The sequence below is a fragment of the Pantoea sp. EEL5 genome (assembly GCF_049892805.1).
Taxonomy (GTDB): Bacteria; Pseudomonadota; Gammaproteobacteria; order Enterobacterales; family Enterobacteriaceae; genus Pantoea; species Pantoea ananatis.
The window spans coordinates 234,627-251,507 of sequence record NZ_JBNDNJ010000004.1 but is presented as its reverse complement, the minus strand read 5'-3'; the positions used below and the strand labels follow the sequence as shown (position 1 = coordinate 251,507).

Genomic DNA, 16,881 nt, shown 5'->3' with positions numbered 1-16,881 from the left:
CTTTGCTAATTCTGCGCTAATTTTTCGCTAATTAAGGGATAAATTTAACGCGCTACAGTGTGTTCCCTGCACATCTGCTTTAACCAGGAGAACACCATGAATCAGCGCGAGTTTATTCGTAGTTTGCTGGAATGGATAGAAAGCAATTTAGGACACGATCTGCATCTGGACGAAGTTGCTCGCCGCGCGGGCTATTCCCGTTGGCACCTGCAACGGTTATTTCGCCAGCATACCGGCTTCTCACTGGCCGAGTATATCCGTCAGCGCCGTCTGACCGAGTCGGCCCTGACGCTGCTTAACAGCAACGAAGCGATTTTACAGGTGGCAATGAGCTATGGGTTTGATACCCAACAGGCCTACACACGAACGTTTAAAAACTATTTTATGGTCACGCCGGGTCAACTGCGCCGTCAGCGCCGGGTAGAGCCAGATCGTTTATTATTCCCTTATGCCATGGCAAGTTAGTCTCTGTATGGACATTCCCATCCGCGAACTTGTGGGAATGTCCATGCATCGTCAGGGCTGCCTCGCGTCCTTTTTCCTGCTCCCACGCTGTCCGCTTTCCTTCCGTTGCTTTATTCTGACTGCCTGAGGCACGGCGTCGTGGCTGTGCAATAACCTTCAGCAGGCCGATTTGTCCCAGGAATCCGATGACTAACAGCGATAACCTGATCGCCATGATGTTGTTTGCGCGCGTGGTGGAACTCAAAAGCTTTACGGAAGCCGCACGCGTACTCGGCGTGTCAAAGTCCCATATCAGCCGGGAAATTGCCGGGCTGGAACAGCGGCTGGGCATTCGGCTGCTCCAGCGTACGACTCGCCGGATGACGCTGACGGAACTCGGCCAGGCTTACTATCCCTTTTGCGTGCGTATGCTGGACGAAATGCACCGGGCCGAAGATTTTGTGCAGCAGGCTCACCAAAATCCTGCCGGTAATGTCCGCTTACAGGCGCCCGTCACCTATGGCTGCCAGTGCATCGTGCCGCTGCTGAATCGGTTTCTGCGCGGTCATCTGCACATCAATGTCGATCTCAGCCTTACGGATAACAACGATGAGACCCTTGGCGACGGGGTAGACATCGCGATAGTTATTCGTGCTCATGCGCCCCGCCAGGGCAACTTTCGTGTTTTGAGCGACATCCACTGGGGCCTGTACGCCGCGCCTGACTACCTGGCGCAGCATCCTGCCATTTCGCATCCGCGCCTGTTACCCCGCCATGATCTCTTGATGTTTCACGGTCCGGCGCACACGGCGGCACTGCCTTTTCGTCGCGATAAACTGCGTCTGGCGGTAGACGTGCGTAGCCGCTTTCGGGCCAATAACAGTATGGCGCTGCTGAACGCTGCACTGGCGGGCAACGGCATCGCCTATCTGCCTTCCTATATGGTGCAGGAGGCGCTGACGCAGGGGCAAATTGTCCAGGTGCTGCCGGAGTGGCAGATGGATCGCTTACAGAGCTATCTGCTGAGGCATCAGGACATCGCATCGGCCTCTCCCATCAACCTGCTGTGCGATACGCTGATCGACCAACTGGGTGCGCGCTGATTGTTGCAGTACAGCAACAAAACAGGCCAGTCAGCAAATATCGCGCGCCGACTGTTGTTGTCTCGTCACCATTGTTAGCCTGAGTCCCTAAACACGATGGGGATATCGCATGGAAATCACGTCTGAGGCACCTGTATTCCACCACTGGAAACGTAACTTATGGGTTTGCGTCTTTGGCTCGTTTACGACCCTGGTCGCCATGACCTTGCTGCTGCCTTTTTTACCCTTGTATGTTCAACAGCTGGGCGTACAGCACCCGGCGGCCATTGCGCGCTGGTCCGGCGTGGCCTATGGCGCAACCTTTCTCAGCGCCGCGTTAACCGCGCCGCTGTGGGGCAGGCTGGGCGATCGCTACGGCCGTAAGCTGATGCTGATCCGGGCGAGCCTGGGAATGGCCCTCGCCATGGCACTGATCGGCATGGCAACCGCTGTGTGGCAGCTGGTGGCGCTACGTTTACTGGCGGGATTACTCGGGGGCTATTCTTCCGGCTCCACCATTCTGATTGCTGCGCAAACCCCTAAAGCGCATACCGGATGGGCGTTAGGCGTGCTGGCATCCGGCATGATGGCCGGTAATGTTATAGGCCCCTTACTGGGCGGTGTACTCCCGCCGCTGATCGGCATTCGGGCTACGTTCTGGCTGACGGGGGCGGTCATTTTTGTGGCATTCCTGGCGACCACCTTTTTGCTGAAGGAGCCAGCCGTGGCGCGCAAGAAGGTGGAGAGCGTTTGTCCTCAGCCGGGCGAGGCTGCTGCTCCCTTTGACCGGGCGATAGTCAGGCTGATGTGGTTAACGGCCATGCTGCTGGTGTTTGCCAATATGTCGATAGAGCCTGTCATCACGCTGTATATCGGCCAGTTTTTACATCAGGAGCATGCCATCACCCTGATGTCCGGCCTGGTGATGGCCGCGGCCGCGCTGGGCAGTATTCTTTCAGCACCCTTTGTCGGCAAGCTGGCCGACCGCGTGGGGCACTGGCGGGTCCTGAGCGCTGGCCTGTTTGGCTGCGCGCTGTTACTGATCCCTCAGGCTTTTATTACCGATGCCTGGCAGCTGCTGCCGTTACGTTTCCTGATGGGCATGTCGCTGGGCGGTCTGATGCCCTGCATTACCGCCATTATCCGTCACCACGTTCCCGCCGTGCAGGTGGGGCGCATGCTCGGCTATTCGACGTCGGCGCAGTATATCGGCCAGGTCAGTGGTCCCCTTTTTGGTGGGGTGATTGGTGGCGCGTGGGGAATGCGGCCAGTATTTCTGGCCACCTGCATGGTCATGGGGCTGTGCGCCTGGTTAAGCTGGCGCTCCCCACGCGCAAAAGCACAGGGCAGATAGCTGGCATAAAAAAAGGCGGACCGGAGTCCGCCTCTGTTCAGGTGTTAATTACTTCTGGTCGGGCAGCGCATAGGCAATCACGTAATCGCCCAGCTTGGTGCCGAATGAACCATGGCCACCGGCAGCAATCACAACGTATTGCTTGCCGTTAACTTCATAGGTCATTGGCGTTGCCTGACCACCGGCTGGCAGGCGCGCCTGCCACAAGAGTTCACCGGTGTCGGTGCTGAAAGCGCGCAGGTAGTTATCAGCCGTTGCGCCAATAAAGAACACTTTGCCTGCGGTGGCAACCGGTCCGCCCAGCATTGGCATACCCATTTTAAAGGGCAGCGGTACAGGTGAGCTGTCACGAACGGTACCAATACGTTGTTTCCACACCACTTCGTTGGTTTTCAGGTCAACAGCAGAAACATAACCCCATGCAGGTTGTTTACACGGCAGACCAAAAGGTGACAGGAACGGATTCAGTTCAACGCCATATGGCACACCGTACTGCGGCTGAATACCGGTTTCAGTACCTGAACCGCCCGTTGCGCCTTTTGGTGGCTCTTCCGGATTACCCGGACCGCGTGGGATCAGCTTAGACACGAACGGCAGCGCCATTGGGTTAGCAATCGCAATCTGACGATGCGGATCAACGGAAATGCCGCCCCATTCAAACATGCCCAGGTTGCCCGGGAAGACCAGGGTGCCCTGCTCAGAAGGTGGCGTAAATGGACCTTCGTAGCGCAGACGTTTGAAAATCACGCGGCACACCAGCTGGTCATACATCGTCGCGCCCCACATGTCCTTATCCGTCAGGTTCTGTTTCGGACGGAAGGTCAGTTCAGAGTAAGGCTGTGTAGCTGAGACATGGTCGCCCTTAGCTGCGCCCTGCGGAACAGGGGTTTCCGGGGCCGGAACCACAGTTTTACCTGTGCGGCGATCCAGAACAAAGATGTTCCCGGTTTTGGCAGGGGCATAGATCACCGGCACGGTATTACCGTCTTTATCGGTAATATCCGCCAGCGTCGGCTGCGAAGGCAGGTCCATATCCCACAGATCGTGATGCACAGTCTGATATGACCACACCAGCTTACCGGTCGTCGCGTTCAGCGCCAGCACGCTGCTGGCATAACGTTCCTGCTCAGGTGTGCGGTTGCCGCCCCAGATATCCGGCGTGGTCACCCCCATTGGCAGGTAAACGATATCCAGCTTCGGATCGTAAACCGCAGGTGCCCACGAGTTAGGGGAGTTCATGGTGAACGTGTGTTCATCTGCCGGAATCGCGTTAGGATCTTTCGCGCCCGGATCGAACACCCACAACAGTTTACCGGTGTTCACATCAAAGCCACGGATGGCGCCTGAAGGTTCACGGGTTGAAAAGTTATCGGTTACTGCGCCAGCCATCACAATGGTGGTGTCAGTAATCACCGGTGGCGAGGTTGGCTCATACATGCCTGGCGTTGTGACCGGCTGCTTGTGCTGCAGATCCAGCTCACCGTTGTTACCAAAGGCCGGGCAGCGTTCACCGGTTTCCGCATCCAGCGCGAACAAACGCCCGTCATTGACTGGCAGGTAGATACGACGCGAGCACAGCGCAGGCTGGGTATTGGACGCATCCTTCGCTGCAGGGAATTCGTGGTATGACACACCACGACAGGTCACGTGCTGGAAGGTTGGGTTGGTTTTCAGGCCGGGATCAAACTTCCACTTTTGCTTGCCGGTGGCCGCATCCAGAGCAAATAAAATCTGATGTGGCGTGCAAAGATACAGCGTGTCGCGAATCTTGATTGGCGTCACTTCATCGGTAATTTCGCCCGGATCGCTTGGGCGTTTCATATCACCGGTCTGGAATTGCCAGGCAACCTGCAGTTCTTTCACATTGTCGTGGTTGATCTGCTTGAGCGGCGAGAAGCGCGTCCCTTGCTGATCGCGCGCATAGGCCGGCCAGTCGCCATCAGCAATATTGCTCAACGGCTGTGCCTGAGGCGCATTATCCGCTGTTGCCGGTAATGCACCGTTAACCACTTGCGGATCATTAAAGACGGAATAGGTTAACACCGCTGCACTGGCAACCAGCGCTACGCCCATGGCACCCAGTGCGCCTTTACCCGGCTGGTATAAGCCGCGATAGACAAAGGGCAACACCAGCCAGACGCCAAAGATCACCAGTACGTCGGTACGCGGTGCCAGTGCCCAGAAGTCGGTGCCGACTTCCCAAACGCCCCAGGCCAGCGTAGCCAGCAGTAAGAGCGCATAGACAACCAGGGCAGCGCTGTTACGTCGCCACAGCAGGAAAGCGGTAAGCAGCATGGCTGCACCGCCGATGATGTAGTACCAGGAACCACCGATCGTGGCCAGCCAGATACCACCAATTAACATGAACGCACCCGTTAGCACGGCGAACAGCACCGTTAAAAAACGGACCACGCTAAAGGATGAGGAGTTTTTCCCCATAATGTTGACCTCATTTCGTTGCCAGAAAACTCAGGAAAACAATCAGATAGATTGTTGTCAGTCATAAAGTACAAAAGATGAAAGGCATTCTTATTTCGCTCTTCCCTGAAGCGTGATGATCCATATCTGTTAAATGTTATAGCAAAATTGGTATGAGTTTTGATTTTTTTGGCTTAAAGCTCTTAACAACGCATCTAAGGCAATACTTTAGACGGTGTTAATGGGGCTTGCCGATATGATTCAATAGTGCCAGGAGATAAGAAAGGTTAAAGCGTAAAGGGAATGAGATCGCCAGACGCGCGTTGTAATTGCCAGCCGCTAATGTTAAGTGCCGCGAGTTTCTCTGCTGATAACGTCGGTTCGTAACCGCGCACGATAATCTCGGCGCCTTTCCCTTTTAATGACTCAAGAAAAAAAGGAAATGTAAATTTCCGATAGTTGTCATTAAAGAATGAATAACTTAAGACAATGGCGGAAAAAGGAAAGGATTCGACTAAATGCCAGTCTGCGCCAGGCGGTGCGAAATCAAAAAGCCAGAAACGATAAGCGTTAATTAATTCCAGTAATTTTTCCTGATGGGCCCTGAGGTTGCGATAATTAATACCAATACGCACCCGCGCATCCTGCAGGTGTAAATAACGTTCGGGATGCTGAATCCATTCTTTTAACTGTGCATCACACAGGGGGATAATGATTAATGCTTCTTCAGTTGCAAGATGGTTGTGCAATGAAATAATGTTGTCATCGTTAAGTATCCTTTTCGTCGGTTGTGTGCAGTCCGAATTCGGGAGGTGGTAACAAATACCGGCCACCTGACTCGTGACGTGATGAATAGGCTCAGTAATATAAGGGTTATATCCGCTATTTTTCATTATCTCATCGAAACTATTTAACGTTTGCTGTGAATTTTATTTTTTGCATAACGAGAGGGAAGTACGGCGATTAATATACGCGATTCTCCTGGCAACACACGTTTTTTATATATTAATCAGCACTTTTTTGTTATCCGTTATTTAAATTTATATGCACTCTAATGATAACGTTAAATGGTCTTTTCTGGCGTGACTACTCGTCGAAAGCGTTAATTCACCCTGCACGTTGTTTTGTAAAACGCGTAATAAACGTCATCTGATTATCAGCAGAAAGTGTCGTTCTGATGTCACAACGGCCGCTTCGTTTACTGCTTTATCTTATCCTGAGTTAAGTTATCAGCAGAGCAGGCGGTTTTTTTTAATAATCATCCGCACAGGTCAATCCTCATGGAAAACGCAGGCGGAAACGCCTGATGCCGCGCGACGCTTGCCCGCAGGGCAGGAGAAGTACAGGTGTGGAGGAATAAAAAAACCGGCCTGAGGCCGGTTTAAGTAGGGTACCAGTCGTCGAGCTATGTTTAACCTGATGGGCTCGGGGGAGTGAGCTATCAGGAGGGAACTAGTGCGTTCCCGTTTTTCCCAGGTTGGCGTCAAAACGTGTCCAGCTTTCGGTCAGATCGATGACGCTGCGGGTTTTGCGCGCTTCATCAATCTTAATGGCCGTCAGGCCGGCTTCCAGTGCGTCAACAACAGAAACTTTTAGCGGCGTTCCCTGCTTGACGTGCTTAACGATCTCTTCCGCCATTAAGGCATCGGCACCGTAATGACCGTCATAGGCGTTGCCGCTGTAGGCGGTTTCCACTTCTTTTTCGCCGGTGCGTGCGTTGTGCACGCGAAAATAGTTACGGACAAAATCGCCTTCAGCCATGCCGTCAGTGCCTATCACGCAGAACCGGCGGAATTCGTCCGGGACGTTGAGGTTAGCGTGAAAAGACAGCGTTGCGCCGCTGGCGTACTCAATCAGGGCGGTCTGGTAATCGACAATATCGGCATCGCTGCTAAACACCGCGTCGGTACTCGACCAGCCGCTGGGCTTAGTGTGATAAATCTCAGACTGCTCGGTGATCGCACCTTGTGGTGCATGCTGAGGCGTGAACGACTTGCGTCCGCCAAAGCTGGCTACCCGAAGGGGGCGCTCCTGCATTAATCCCTGGTAGAGATCGATGTCGTGACAGCATTTTTCCAGAATATAAGGACCGGCATACTTTTCGAGCCTGCGCCAGTCGCGCTGGAAGAACGCGCCATGATAAGGCTTGATATGTTCTGTCGCTTCAATAGAGGTGATTTCACCCAGGCGACGATCGTCACGTGCTGCCAGCAGATCGTGATAGAGCGGCGAGTAACGCAGCACCAGCCCTACCAGAATACGGTCTTCGCCATACTGCTGAACCAGTTTTGCCATCGCCATCGTTTGTTCTTCGTTAATCACGACAGGCTTTTCAGTAAACACAGTATAGCCTGCTGCCAGCGCCTGTGTGACATGCTCAAGATGCATAAAGTTAGGCGAGCCCACCAGCAGCAAATCAAAACCACCCTGTTGCAGCAGCGCCTCAACGGAATCGAACGCCTTGCCGGGATCGATGCCGAAACTGTGCAGATTCGGCAAACCGGCCGGTGCTGGATCGTAATAACCTACCAGCGAAAATTCGGTATCAGCCTTGTGAAACTCTTTAACGACATGAGAAAGACGAAAGCCGAGACCAATAATGCCTACTTTCATGGTAAACCCCTGATCCTGAATTCTGACAACGGTGAGTACGCCGCTGACGGGACGCAATGATGGAAAGACTGGCTACCAACTTATTACGACAGAAAAACTAATGTCAATAACGCGTTGTGTGATTTGCATACGTATTTTTAGGTATTTTATTGATTTTAAATAATAAATAGTTATTGTTTTTTGCCTATATTTATTTGTTATTGCGATTTAAGTTTTTTTCACCTATCGTTCGCAGATTACAGAATCGAGATGCGTTTACGGCGGGAGGAAGCGCGTGCAATCACACTATCTCCTTGGTATTGATGGCGGCGGTACGCAGTGTCGTGCGCGGTTGACCGACGCGAATGGCAACGTGCTGGCTCAGGCGGTGGGCGGCCCTGCCAACGTCTGGTCACAGTTTGATGCGGCTCTGAACTGCGTTGAGCAGCTCATGGCAGCCGTGCTGTCTCAGGCAGGGCTGACGCCAAAGGCGCTGGCGCAGACCTCGCTGGTGGCAGGATTAGCCGGTGCGAATGTGGCCTCGGTTAAGGCGCGCCTGACGCAATGGCAGCCTGCCTGCGCGACCGTGCAGGTGGTCAGCGATGTTGAGATCGCCTGCGCCGGCGCCCATGCGGCGGCACCCGGTGCGGTTTTTATTATTGGCACCGGTAGCCAGGGCGCAGCCTGGGATGGCGAGCGGTTTACGCTGCTGGGCGGCTGGGGATTCGCGCTGTCCGATCACGGCTCCGGCGCTGAGCTGGGGCGACGCGCGCTGCGGCTGGCATTACTGGCCCATGAAGCCATCGTTGACAGCACAGACTTTACCCACGGCCTGATGGCACAGTTTAACCACAGCCCGGAAACCATGTTGATGTGGACGCGAGAAGCTATGCCCGCCGACTGGGCGCGCGTGGTGCCTGATATTTTTGCCGCCGCGCACGCGGACGATCGTCATGCCGTGGATCTCCTGCAGCAGACTGCAAGCGATATTGGCTTAATGGTCAGCCGTCTCTCTACCATCAGTCAGGGATGCGTCGCCCTCATGGGCGGGCTGGCCACACCGATTCAGCCCTGGCTGAGCGCGGAGAGTCAGGCCCGGCTGGTCGCTGCACAACACGATGCTCTGGACGGGGCATTAATGATGGCCCGGGCAAATCTGAGGACGCTATGATTGCTCCAAACGTTACCGCGCGCATTCTTAGACTGATCGTGGAACATGCGCCTGTCAGCCAGTCTGACCTCAAGGTCCGAAGCGGACTCAGCATGTCTACCGTCTCCCAGGCGACCAACCGACTGCTGGCGCAGGGCATCGTGCAGGAACTGGGGCTGCGCCGCGTATCAATGGGGCGGCCTAAAACCTTGCTGGGGCTGAATCCCGATCGCGCCAGCGTCATTGGCATTCAGCTTAACGCCGAACGTAACCTGATCGTAATGACCGACCTCAGCGGCAATCTGCTGGGGGAACAGCAGATGCCTTCCGGCGCCATCACGCCACGACAGCTGGGCGATGCGCTGGCTAAATTTCTACGCGGCGTGGAAGAAAAACAGGTTGGCGCGATTGGCCTGGCCTTATCCGGTTTAGTCGATGCCGAAAACGGCTACTGTATTCGTTCGAAAGTGCTCGACTGGGAGAATGTCCCTATCGCGCAGATGCTGGAAACACGCTTTTCCCTGCCGGTATTTATCGAAAACGATGCCAATGCGATGGCGATGGCCACCCTGGTGTTTGGCCAACTGGGCAACGCGCAGTCAGCGGTTATTGCGACTTACGGTAAAGGCATTGGCGCAGGCATTATTCTTAACCGCCGGCTGTATCGCGGGCGACATGGCAAAGCGGGCGAGATCGGTAACGGCCTGGTCGGCGATGGCTCGCTGCGTCTGCTCGAGGATGTGGCCTCGTCCCGGGCAATCCTGCAACGTGTCCAGCAGGATGAAGCGGGCGGTCCGCTAACGTTGCAGGCGCTCGATCAGCGGCCCACGGCCGAGGTGCTGAGCGCACTGGAAGAGGCGGGACGTGAACTGGGGATTTCCCTGGCCAATCTGTCGGTGGCGTACGATCCTGACGTCGTGTTCCTGGCGATGGAACCGCACATGGCTTCACGTATTCTGCTGGACCACATTACCCAGAGTTTTCAGGCCTATCGTCTGAAGCTGACGCCACAGATGACACCGCTGCAGTTTCTGACAGAATCAAACCGCATGTGGGCGCTGGGCGCGGCAGGCTTTGCCGTGAATATGCTGCTCGATCTGCTGGCTGCCCAGGCGGATGAAGAACCCGTGACCTGACGGCGCCGCAGCGCCATCCTGTTTAACGCAGACGCTGCCCCTGCTCATCAAACAGCAGGCAGTGGTCTGCCGATAAACCCAGCCTGACCTCCACGCCTAAATCACGCCGTTGCGCCTCGCGCGCCTCAACAACCAGCATCTGTTCAATGCCTAAATCAAGGTAAAGATAATTGGTGTGGCCGAGCATTTCGGCAAAGGAGAGCGTGCCGCTGAACTGACGTTCGGCTGGCGTTTCCGCGGCGGGCTGCATGTGCTCGGGACGAATGCCCAGGGTGACGCGCTTGCCCTCGCGGCAGGGCGCCGCAATCTTTAGCACCAGCTGCGTTATCTTCAAATCCGGCACGCGTAACTGCACCTCACCCTGACCCGTGGCGGTGACTTCGGCTTGGAGGAAATTCATCTTCGGCGAGCCGATAAAACCGGCCACAAACAGGTTGTCTGGGTCGCTGTATAACGCTAACGGCGCGCCAACCTGTTCAATCCGTCCTTTGCGCAGCACCACGATACGATCGGCAAGCGTCATCGCCTCTGACTGATCGTGGGTCACATAAATCATGGTGTTGCCCAGCGAGGCGTGCAGGCGGGCAATCTCGATGCGCATTTGCAGACGCAGCTCGGCATCCAGGTTGGAGAGCGGCTCATCAAACAGGAAGATGCGCGGATGGCGAATAATGGCGCGGCCAATGGCCACGCGCTGACGCTGGCCCCCGGAAAGCGCCCGTGGCAGGCGATCCAGCAGTTCGGTCAGGTGCAAGCGCGCGGCGGTTTGTTCAATTGCCTGGGCTATCTCGGCTTTCGGCTTTTTCATCACCTCAAGCGGATAGGCCAGATTACCGCGCACCGTCATGTTGGGATAAAGCGCATAAGACTGAAACACCATGGCGATGCCGCGTTCGGTTGCGGGCTGACGGGTCATGTCTTTATCGTCAATCAGCAATGTGCCGTCAGTAATTTCTTCCAGCCCGGCGATCATCCGTAGCAGGGTAGATTTACCGCAGCCGGATGGCCCAACGAACACCACAAATTCGCCGCTGTTTACTCTGAGATCGACGCCGTGAATCACATCGATATGGTCATAGGACTTCTTAACGTTCTGTAAGCGCAGGCTGGTCATAAACTCTCTCACTTAAAGTAACTGGCCCATATATATGGCGTTGCTGCGCAGGATGTGGCTGAATCCCATGCGTTCATAGAACGCGCACACCTGTTCATTTTGCAGGCTGACGCCAAGGTGAACGCCTTTCACACCGGCCTGGCGTAGCGCAGCCAGTTCCTGTGCAATCATTCTGCGGCCCCAGCCGCCTTGCTGCACCGGCGGCAGCAGATTGATATGTAAATGCGCGGGCCACTGTGTCACCAGCTGCGCATCGGCACGTTCAGGCTGACGGATGCTGTCGAGAATTTTGCTGTCATAGGGGGCGCTGGCCGTGCGGTCACGGTATTTTTCCTGAAGCTGAGGCCACCAGTGCTGCTCAAGCTGCGCTTCAAAGGCACGGGTATCGGGCGTAGCGACAACATAGCCCATCACTTCGCCTTCCAGGTCCAGCACAAAGGCAAAATCCGGTGCAAAGCGGGCGTAGGGCACCGCAAAGCGCTGTCCGGGATACTCGGGATCGGAATAGTGGTTACGGGCATCCTTACCGGCATTGGCGGTTTCCAGACAGATGCGGTAAAGCGCTGAATAGTCCGACTCGGTGGCCGGACGAATGACACCTTGATTCGCCATCGTCATCTCTCACAGGTCAGTAGTTGAACAACCTCACGGTAATGAAAGCTGACTTAGTTTTCAAGATGGAATAATTGCCCCACTATCCTGAACTCGCCTCCGCTCGGATCTTATTAGCTGACCAGGCCAGTCCCTGTGGGCTTCTGTCGCAGGCGGTGAACCGGCTGGCGGCAATCGTCAGAGGAAATAAAAAGTTAAAAATGTGAGCGTCATATGATTTTCATATTTTTTATCAGCAAGTTATTACGCCATTTTGAGGCTGGTTTATCGTGCTGGCCGGCGGCGAACGGACACCGATAACGCGCCAGATTTGTACGGATTTCTCTCCGCTTATGCTGAGCGTTGCCCTGTCAGCGTGTTTTTTTGCGCAGGCTCACAACCTGGCAATTCCCACGGTGGGATGTTTGACTTTATTTTTTTATTAAAGTAACTATGAGTGAGAAGGTGATTTATGCGGCGACAGTCTGCGGGATTGCAGACCCTGTGAAGAAAGGATGCCCATCCTGTATTGGAGAAAGTGAGCATGATGTCTGATTCCTCAGTTCGTTCGTTCCGTTTTCGCACTTCGGTTCGTAGCCTGTTGGCGGCGGGCTTGCTGATGGGCAGCGTTGCGCATGCCGACAGCACCGTTACCCTGAATGAATGGGATATCTACAGTTATCCTCAGCAAACGGCGGCCGTCGATGAAGGTATTAAAGACTTTTCCCAGCAAAACCCCGGTATCGTTATCAACCGGTCCGTGCACTCCTTTGAAGACACGCGCATTCCTCTTAAGTTGGCCCTGACCGCAGGTGAAGGTCCGCAGATTGCCCAGGTGAATCAGGGCGGCGGCGATATGGGATCGCTGGTCAAAGACAAACTGCTGCTGCCGCTGGATAGCTATGCGGCCGAATACGGCTGGACCCAAAAATTCCCGGACTCCATTCTCAAGCGTAACCGCTGGTCTGACAGCGGCCAGTTTGGCAGCGGCAAGCTGTACGGCGTGGCCAGCCTCGGTGAAATGGTTGGCCTCTATTACAACAAGGCGCTGCTGGATAAGGCCGGTATTGCGGTACCGAAAACCCTGAGCGAGCTTGACGCCGCAATGGCAAAACTCAAGCAGCAGGGCACGCCGCCAATGATGCTGGGTTTATTAGACGGCAACATGGGGCAGCAGTTACTCAGTACGCTGTGGGAAGCGCAAATTGAAAGCAGCGACCGCAAAAAACTGGATGATTTGATTTACGACGTGGGCGGCACGTTCAAAGATGACAAGCTGAAAAAAGCGGCCACCATGATGAAAGGCTGGGCGGACAAAGGTTATCTGTTCCCGGGCTATCAGGGCATTGGTCATGATGATGCCGCCACGTTATTCCAGAACGGTCAGTCTGCGTTCCTGGTGAGCGGAACCTGGTATCTGGGCCAGTTTAAAGACAACAAAGATATTCACTTCGCCGGTATGCCAGCCGGTGACGGCGTGAAGCAGCCGTTGATGGTCGGCGGAACCGATTTGGCCTTCTCGATGACCAGCATGGCGAAAACCAAAGCCCAGCAGGATGCCGCCGCCAAATTTATTAACTATATGGTGTCGGACAGCATGGCAAACCGCTGGCTGAACGTTGGCTTCCTGCCGGCCAGTACCAATAAAGACGCAAAAATCCCGGCGGATAATCCGCTGTTAGGCGAAGCCTGGCAGGTGTGGCTGAACCTGAATGCCTACGACGGTCTGGGCCATTATGTCGACTGGGCAACCCCGACCATGAACGCCGAACTGAATCAAAACGTTCAGCTGCTGCTGGCGGGCCGACAGACGGCTGAGCAGATGGTGATTAACTTCGATAACAACTATCAGCGTTACATGAAAACCCTGAAACACTAAGCCGGTTGCCCGGCAGCGAACCTGCCGGGCCTGAATGTCGCTCTGACTACGACGAGTACGGTTATGTTGAATCAAAGCAGTTGGCGTAATTTTCTCTATCTTCTTCCCGCAGTCCTGGTTTATGGCCTGTTTCTGCTGTTACCGCTGCTCGCGTCGTTGGGAATCAGCTTTACCGAGTGGGATGGCACCTCGCGGCCAGTTTTCGCGGGCATCAGTAACTACCTGCGTATGTTCAGCGATCCGGTCTTCTGGATTGCCCTTGGCAATAACGCCATTCTGATGCTGTTTTATACTCTCCTGCCGATTGGCGTGGGGCTGCTGCTGTGCAGCTTTCTGTATGAAACCCGAAACAACACCGAGCGCAGCGTACTGCGCATCCTGTTCTTTCTGCCTTATATCATGCCGATGGCGGTTCTCGGCGTAGTGTGGCGCTGGCTGTACAACCCGGCCTTTGGCCCCATCGATCAGGTCCTGCGCGCCATCGGATTGCCGCAGTTGGCGATGTCCTGGCTCGGGGATTTTACCTGGGCTCTGCCGGCCGTCGGCATGGTCGCCACCTGGTACTTTTTTGGTTTCTGTCTGGTGCTGTTTATGGCGGGACTGCAGAGAATGGATCCGTCCCTGCTTGAAGCGGCGGACCTGGATGGCTCCTCGCGCCGCCAGAAGTTTATGCGCATTACGCTGCCGGGACTGCGTCCGGAGCTGCGCATCGCGCTGTTGCTGACGGTCATCGCCAGTCTGAAGGCGTTCGATTTGGTGTACGTAATGACGCAGGGCGGCCCTGGCACCTCCACCATGGTGACCAATATCTTTATGTACAAGCAGGGCTTTGATCTGCATTACTTCGGCTATGCCTCATCGGTTGCCGTATTCAGTATGGTCATTGTGTTAGGGCTTAACTACCTGATCCATCTGGCATTGAAGGAACGTTACTGATGAAAAGCACACCGATCATTTCTCGTGCGCTGATCTGGATTGTGGCGCTGATGACCATCATGCCGTTTTTAATGGCGTTGATGACCTCGTTTAAAACGCAGATGGAGCTGTTTCAGGGCGTGTTTCATTTACCCGCCTCACTGAATGTCAAAAACTACATCACCGCCTGGCAGCAGGGACACTTTAACGTTTACTTTATGAACTCGGTGCTGGTGGTGTTTCCGGTGGTGCTGAGCAGTATTTTACTGGGTATTCTGGCCGGATTTGGCTTTGCCTTACTGAAAATTCCGGGCAAGAAAGTGGTGGCGGCCATGCTGGCGCTGGGCATGGTGCTGCCGAGTGAAGCCTTTATTATTCCGCTCTATCATGAACTGCACTGGATGGGGCTGACCAACACCTATCTGGCCCTGATTCTGCCGCAGGTTGCGCTGTCGCTGCCGTTTACTACCCTGATGATTGCCAGCGCTTTCCAGCAGGTGCCTAAAGAGTTAGTCGAGGCGGCGGTGATGGATGGCGCGCCTCGCATTAAAATCCTGTGGGGGATTTTAGTTCCGGCCATCTGGCCCACGATCTCCACGCTGGCCCTGCTGTTGTTTATCTGGACGTGGAACGAATTCCTTATTCCGTTGATTTTGGTCAACAAAGATGAGCTGCGAACCTTGCCCATTGGCATGATGTTTTTCCAGAATAAGAACACCATTGATATCCCGGTGCTGATGGCTGGCGCGATGATCGTTATCATGCCGCTTATCGTGGTTTTCCTGTTTTTCCAGCGCAAGTTTATCAGCGGCGTAACGGAAGGTGCGGTGAAGTAAGCGCACCGGTTCATCTCTCATTCACTAAGGCCGGACGATGCATCTTTCCCTTGGCGATTTTCATCCCGTCGCAGACGGCGAAACCCCTGATACACGCATCCTGCAACAGGCGATTGACCAGATTGCGGCGGCGGGCGGCGGGCGACTTACGCTGCCGCCGGGGCGTTATCGCAGCGGCTGCCTGAACCTTCCTTCCGATTTTGAGCTGCACCTTGAAGCCGGCGCAGTGCTGGTTGCCAGCCGACAACTGGCGGACTACCAACAGTGGAAAGCGCTGAGCTGTGCCGAGAAATCGCATAACGTCCTGCTGTATGCGCTGGGGCAGCGTAACCTGACAATTACTGGTCAGGGCCATATTGAGGGAGACGCCGAAGCGTGGTTTGCGGCGGAGCCTGACGAACAGGGCTACCGGGTCCCAAAAGCAGACAGGCCACGCATGATCGTGTTTGAGGATTGCGAGCAGGTCAGGTTGCAGGACATCAGCCTGATCCGCGCACCGATGTGGACGGTGCACCTTGTCAGCTGCCGCCATGTGCATATCGAACGTCTGACCATTGATAACGCCATGACGCTGCCCAACACCGACGCACTGGACATTGACAGCTGCGAGGCGGTTTTTATCAGCAACAGCTATTTCAGCGCGGCAGATGATGCGATTTGCATCAAAACCACCTTCAAGCCCGCTGGCCTGCGTCGTCCGGCGCGACGAATCGCGGTGAGCAACTGCCTGCTGCGCAGCGACAGCTGCGCCTTGAAGATCGGCACTGAAACCTGGGACGATATTGAAGACATTACTGTTTCAGGCTGCACCCTGTTTGATTCCAACCGCGGCATCGGCATTGTGTCACGGGATGGTGGGGCGATACGGCGCGTCCTCTTCAGCACGATCGCCTTTAGCTGCCATCATGTTGCCGCCTGCCACTGGGGCAAAGCCGATCCCATTTTTATCTCCGTACGGACCCGTGATCCGGCGGTGCTGCCGGGGATCGTGGAGCAAGTCCAGTTCAGTCAGCTCAGCGGTGTGGCAGAGGGCGCGATCAACCTGCATGCTGCCCAGCCAGGCTGGATCCGTGATATTTCACTCAATCAACTCCATCTGCGGCAAACTGTCGCGCAGGGCGTGCAGGGGCAGTACGATGTGCGGCCGCCCTGTAATCCCGATTCCCCCACCGGGATGGGGCTGGATAATGCTTACCGGCTGGATAAAACCACTGGCGAGGCTTACGGCGTTGAGCGCTATCCCGGTGGGCTGCCGGGACTGTTTGCGCGCGGCGTTGAGAACCTGCAATTGAACAACCTGACGATTCAGCGGCCTGAGCCGCTGCCGTCAGGCTGGCATCCGGACAGCGTTGTACTGCTGGCAGACTAAG

General features: G+C 55.1%; 14 protein-coding genes. 9 read left to right on the top strand and 5 right to left on the bottom strand.

Features of this window, described 5'->3' with window-relative positions; all coding sequences use genetic code 11:
* Positions 1–96: 96 nt before the first annotated feature.
* From ACPXSQ_RS16965 to ACPXSQ_RS16955, 3 genes are all read left to right on the top strand, one after another.
* Complete coding sequence (locus ACPXSQ_RS16965; protein ID WP_014606915.1) at positions 97–465, top strand: helix-turn-helix domain-containing protein; 369 nt, start codon at positions 97–99, stop codon at positions 463–465.
* 185 nt (positions 466–650) lie between these two features.
* Positions 651–1,547 carry a LysR family transcriptional regulator gene (locus ACPXSQ_RS16960; protein WP_014595089.1) on the top strand — a complete coding sequence of 299 codons (897 nt, stop codon included), beginning with the start codon at positions 651–653 and terminating at the stop codon, positions 1,545–1,547.
* Between the two features lie 109 nt (positions 1,548–1,656).
* Positions 1,657–2,880, top strand: a complete 1,224-nt coding sequence (locus tag ACPXSQ_RS16955; protein WP_014595090.1) for an MFS transporter — start codon at positions 1,657–1,659, stop codon at positions 2,878–2,880.
* Positions 2,881–2,928: 48 nt separating this feature from the next.
* On the opposite strand, the gene ACPXSQ_RS16950 is transcribed toward ACPXSQ_RS16955, so the two are convergent.
* The 3 genes from ACPXSQ_RS16950 to ACPXSQ_RS16940 form a co-directional block, all read right to left on the bottom strand.
* Positions 2,929–5,319 (bottom strand): glucose/quinate/shikimate family membrane-bound PQQ-dependent dehydrogenase, encoded by a 2,391-nt coding sequence (locus ACPXSQ_RS16950; RefSeq protein ID WP_014595091.1) that lies wholly within the window; start codon positions 5,317–5,319, stop codon positions 2,929–2,931.
* 266 nt (positions 5,320–5,585) lie between these two features.
* A complete protein-coding gene (locus ACPXSQ_RS16945) occupies positions 5,586–6,191 on the bottom strand; it encodes a hypothetical protein (protein ID WP_029569374.1) in 606 nt (201 codons plus the stop codon).
* A gap of 559 nt (positions 6,192–6,750) precedes the next feature.
* Positions 6,751–7,911, bottom strand: a complete 1,161-nt coding sequence (locus ACPXSQ_RS16940) for a Gfo/Idh/MocA family protein (RefSeq protein WP_014595093.1) — start codon at positions 7,909–7,911, stop codon at positions 6,751–6,753.
* A 274-nt stretch (positions 7,912–8,185) separates the two neighbouring features.
* Between ACPXSQ_RS16940 and ACPXSQ_RS16935 the strand changes: the two genes are divergently transcribed.
* Positions 8,186–9,061 (top strand): BadF/BadG/BcrA/BcrD ATPase family protein, encoded by an 876-nt coding sequence (locus tag ACPXSQ_RS16935; protein WP_013024215.1) that lies wholly within the window; start codon positions 8,186–8,188, stop codon positions 9,059–9,061.
* Positions 9,058–10,176: an ROK family transcriptional regulator gene (locus ACPXSQ_RS16930; protein ID WP_013024216.1), complete on the top strand. Its 1,119-nt coding sequence runs from the start codon at positions 9,058–9,060 to the stop codon at positions 10,174–10,176. Before ACPXSQ_RS16935 ends, ACPXSQ_RS16930 begins: the two co-directional genes overlap by 4 nt.
* 22 nt (positions 10,177–10,198) lie before the next feature.
* Here ACPXSQ_RS16930 and ACPXSQ_RS16925 read toward each other — a convergent pair whose 3' ends face one another.
* Together ACPXSQ_RS16925 and ACPXSQ_RS16920 are read right to left on the bottom strand one after the other, a co-directional pair.
* Complete coding sequence (locus ACPXSQ_RS16925; protein WP_426144168.1) at positions 10,199–11,290, bottom strand: ABC transporter ATP-binding protein; 1,092 nt, start codon at positions 11,288–11,290, stop codon at positions 10,199–10,201.
* Between the two features lie 12 nt (positions 11,291–11,302).
* Positions 11,303–11,902, bottom strand: coding sequence for a GNAT family N-acetyltransferase (locus ACPXSQ_RS16920; RefSeq protein ID WP_028715939.1), 600 nt, complete (start codon positions 11,900–11,902; stop codon positions 11,303–11,305).
* Between the two features lie 526 nt (positions 11,903–12,428).
* Here ACPXSQ_RS16920 and ACPXSQ_RS16915 point away from each other — a divergent pair.
* From ACPXSQ_RS16915 to ACPXSQ_RS16900, 4 genes are all read left to right on the top strand, one after another.
* On the top strand, positions 12,429–13,760 hold the full coding sequence (locus ACPXSQ_RS16915; RefSeq protein WP_033766291.1) for an extracellular solute-binding protein: 1,332 nt from the start codon (positions 12,429–12,431) through the stop codon (positions 13,758–13,760).
* A 63-nt stretch (positions 13,761–13,823) separates the two neighbouring features.
* Entirely contained in the window at positions 13,824–14,696 is an 873-nt protein-coding gene (locus ACPXSQ_RS16910) for a carbohydrate ABC transporter permease (RefSeq protein ID WP_013024220.1), read from the top strand.
* Entirely contained in the window at positions 14,696–15,511 is an 816-nt protein-coding gene (locus tag ACPXSQ_RS16905; protein WP_014595099.1) for a carbohydrate ABC transporter permease, read from the top strand. The genes ACPXSQ_RS16910 and ACPXSQ_RS16905 overlap by 1 nt, the downstream gene beginning before the upstream one ends.
* A gap of 37 nt (positions 15,512–15,548) precedes the next feature.
* The gene (locus ACPXSQ_RS16900) at positions 15,549–16,880 is read left to right on the top strand and encodes a glycoside hydrolase family 28 protein (RefSeq protein WP_028715941.1); all 1,332 of its coding nucleotides are present in this window, start codon (positions 15,549–15,551) and stop codon (positions 16,878–16,880) included.
* The last annotated feature ends 1 nt before the right edge of the window (position 16,881 follow it).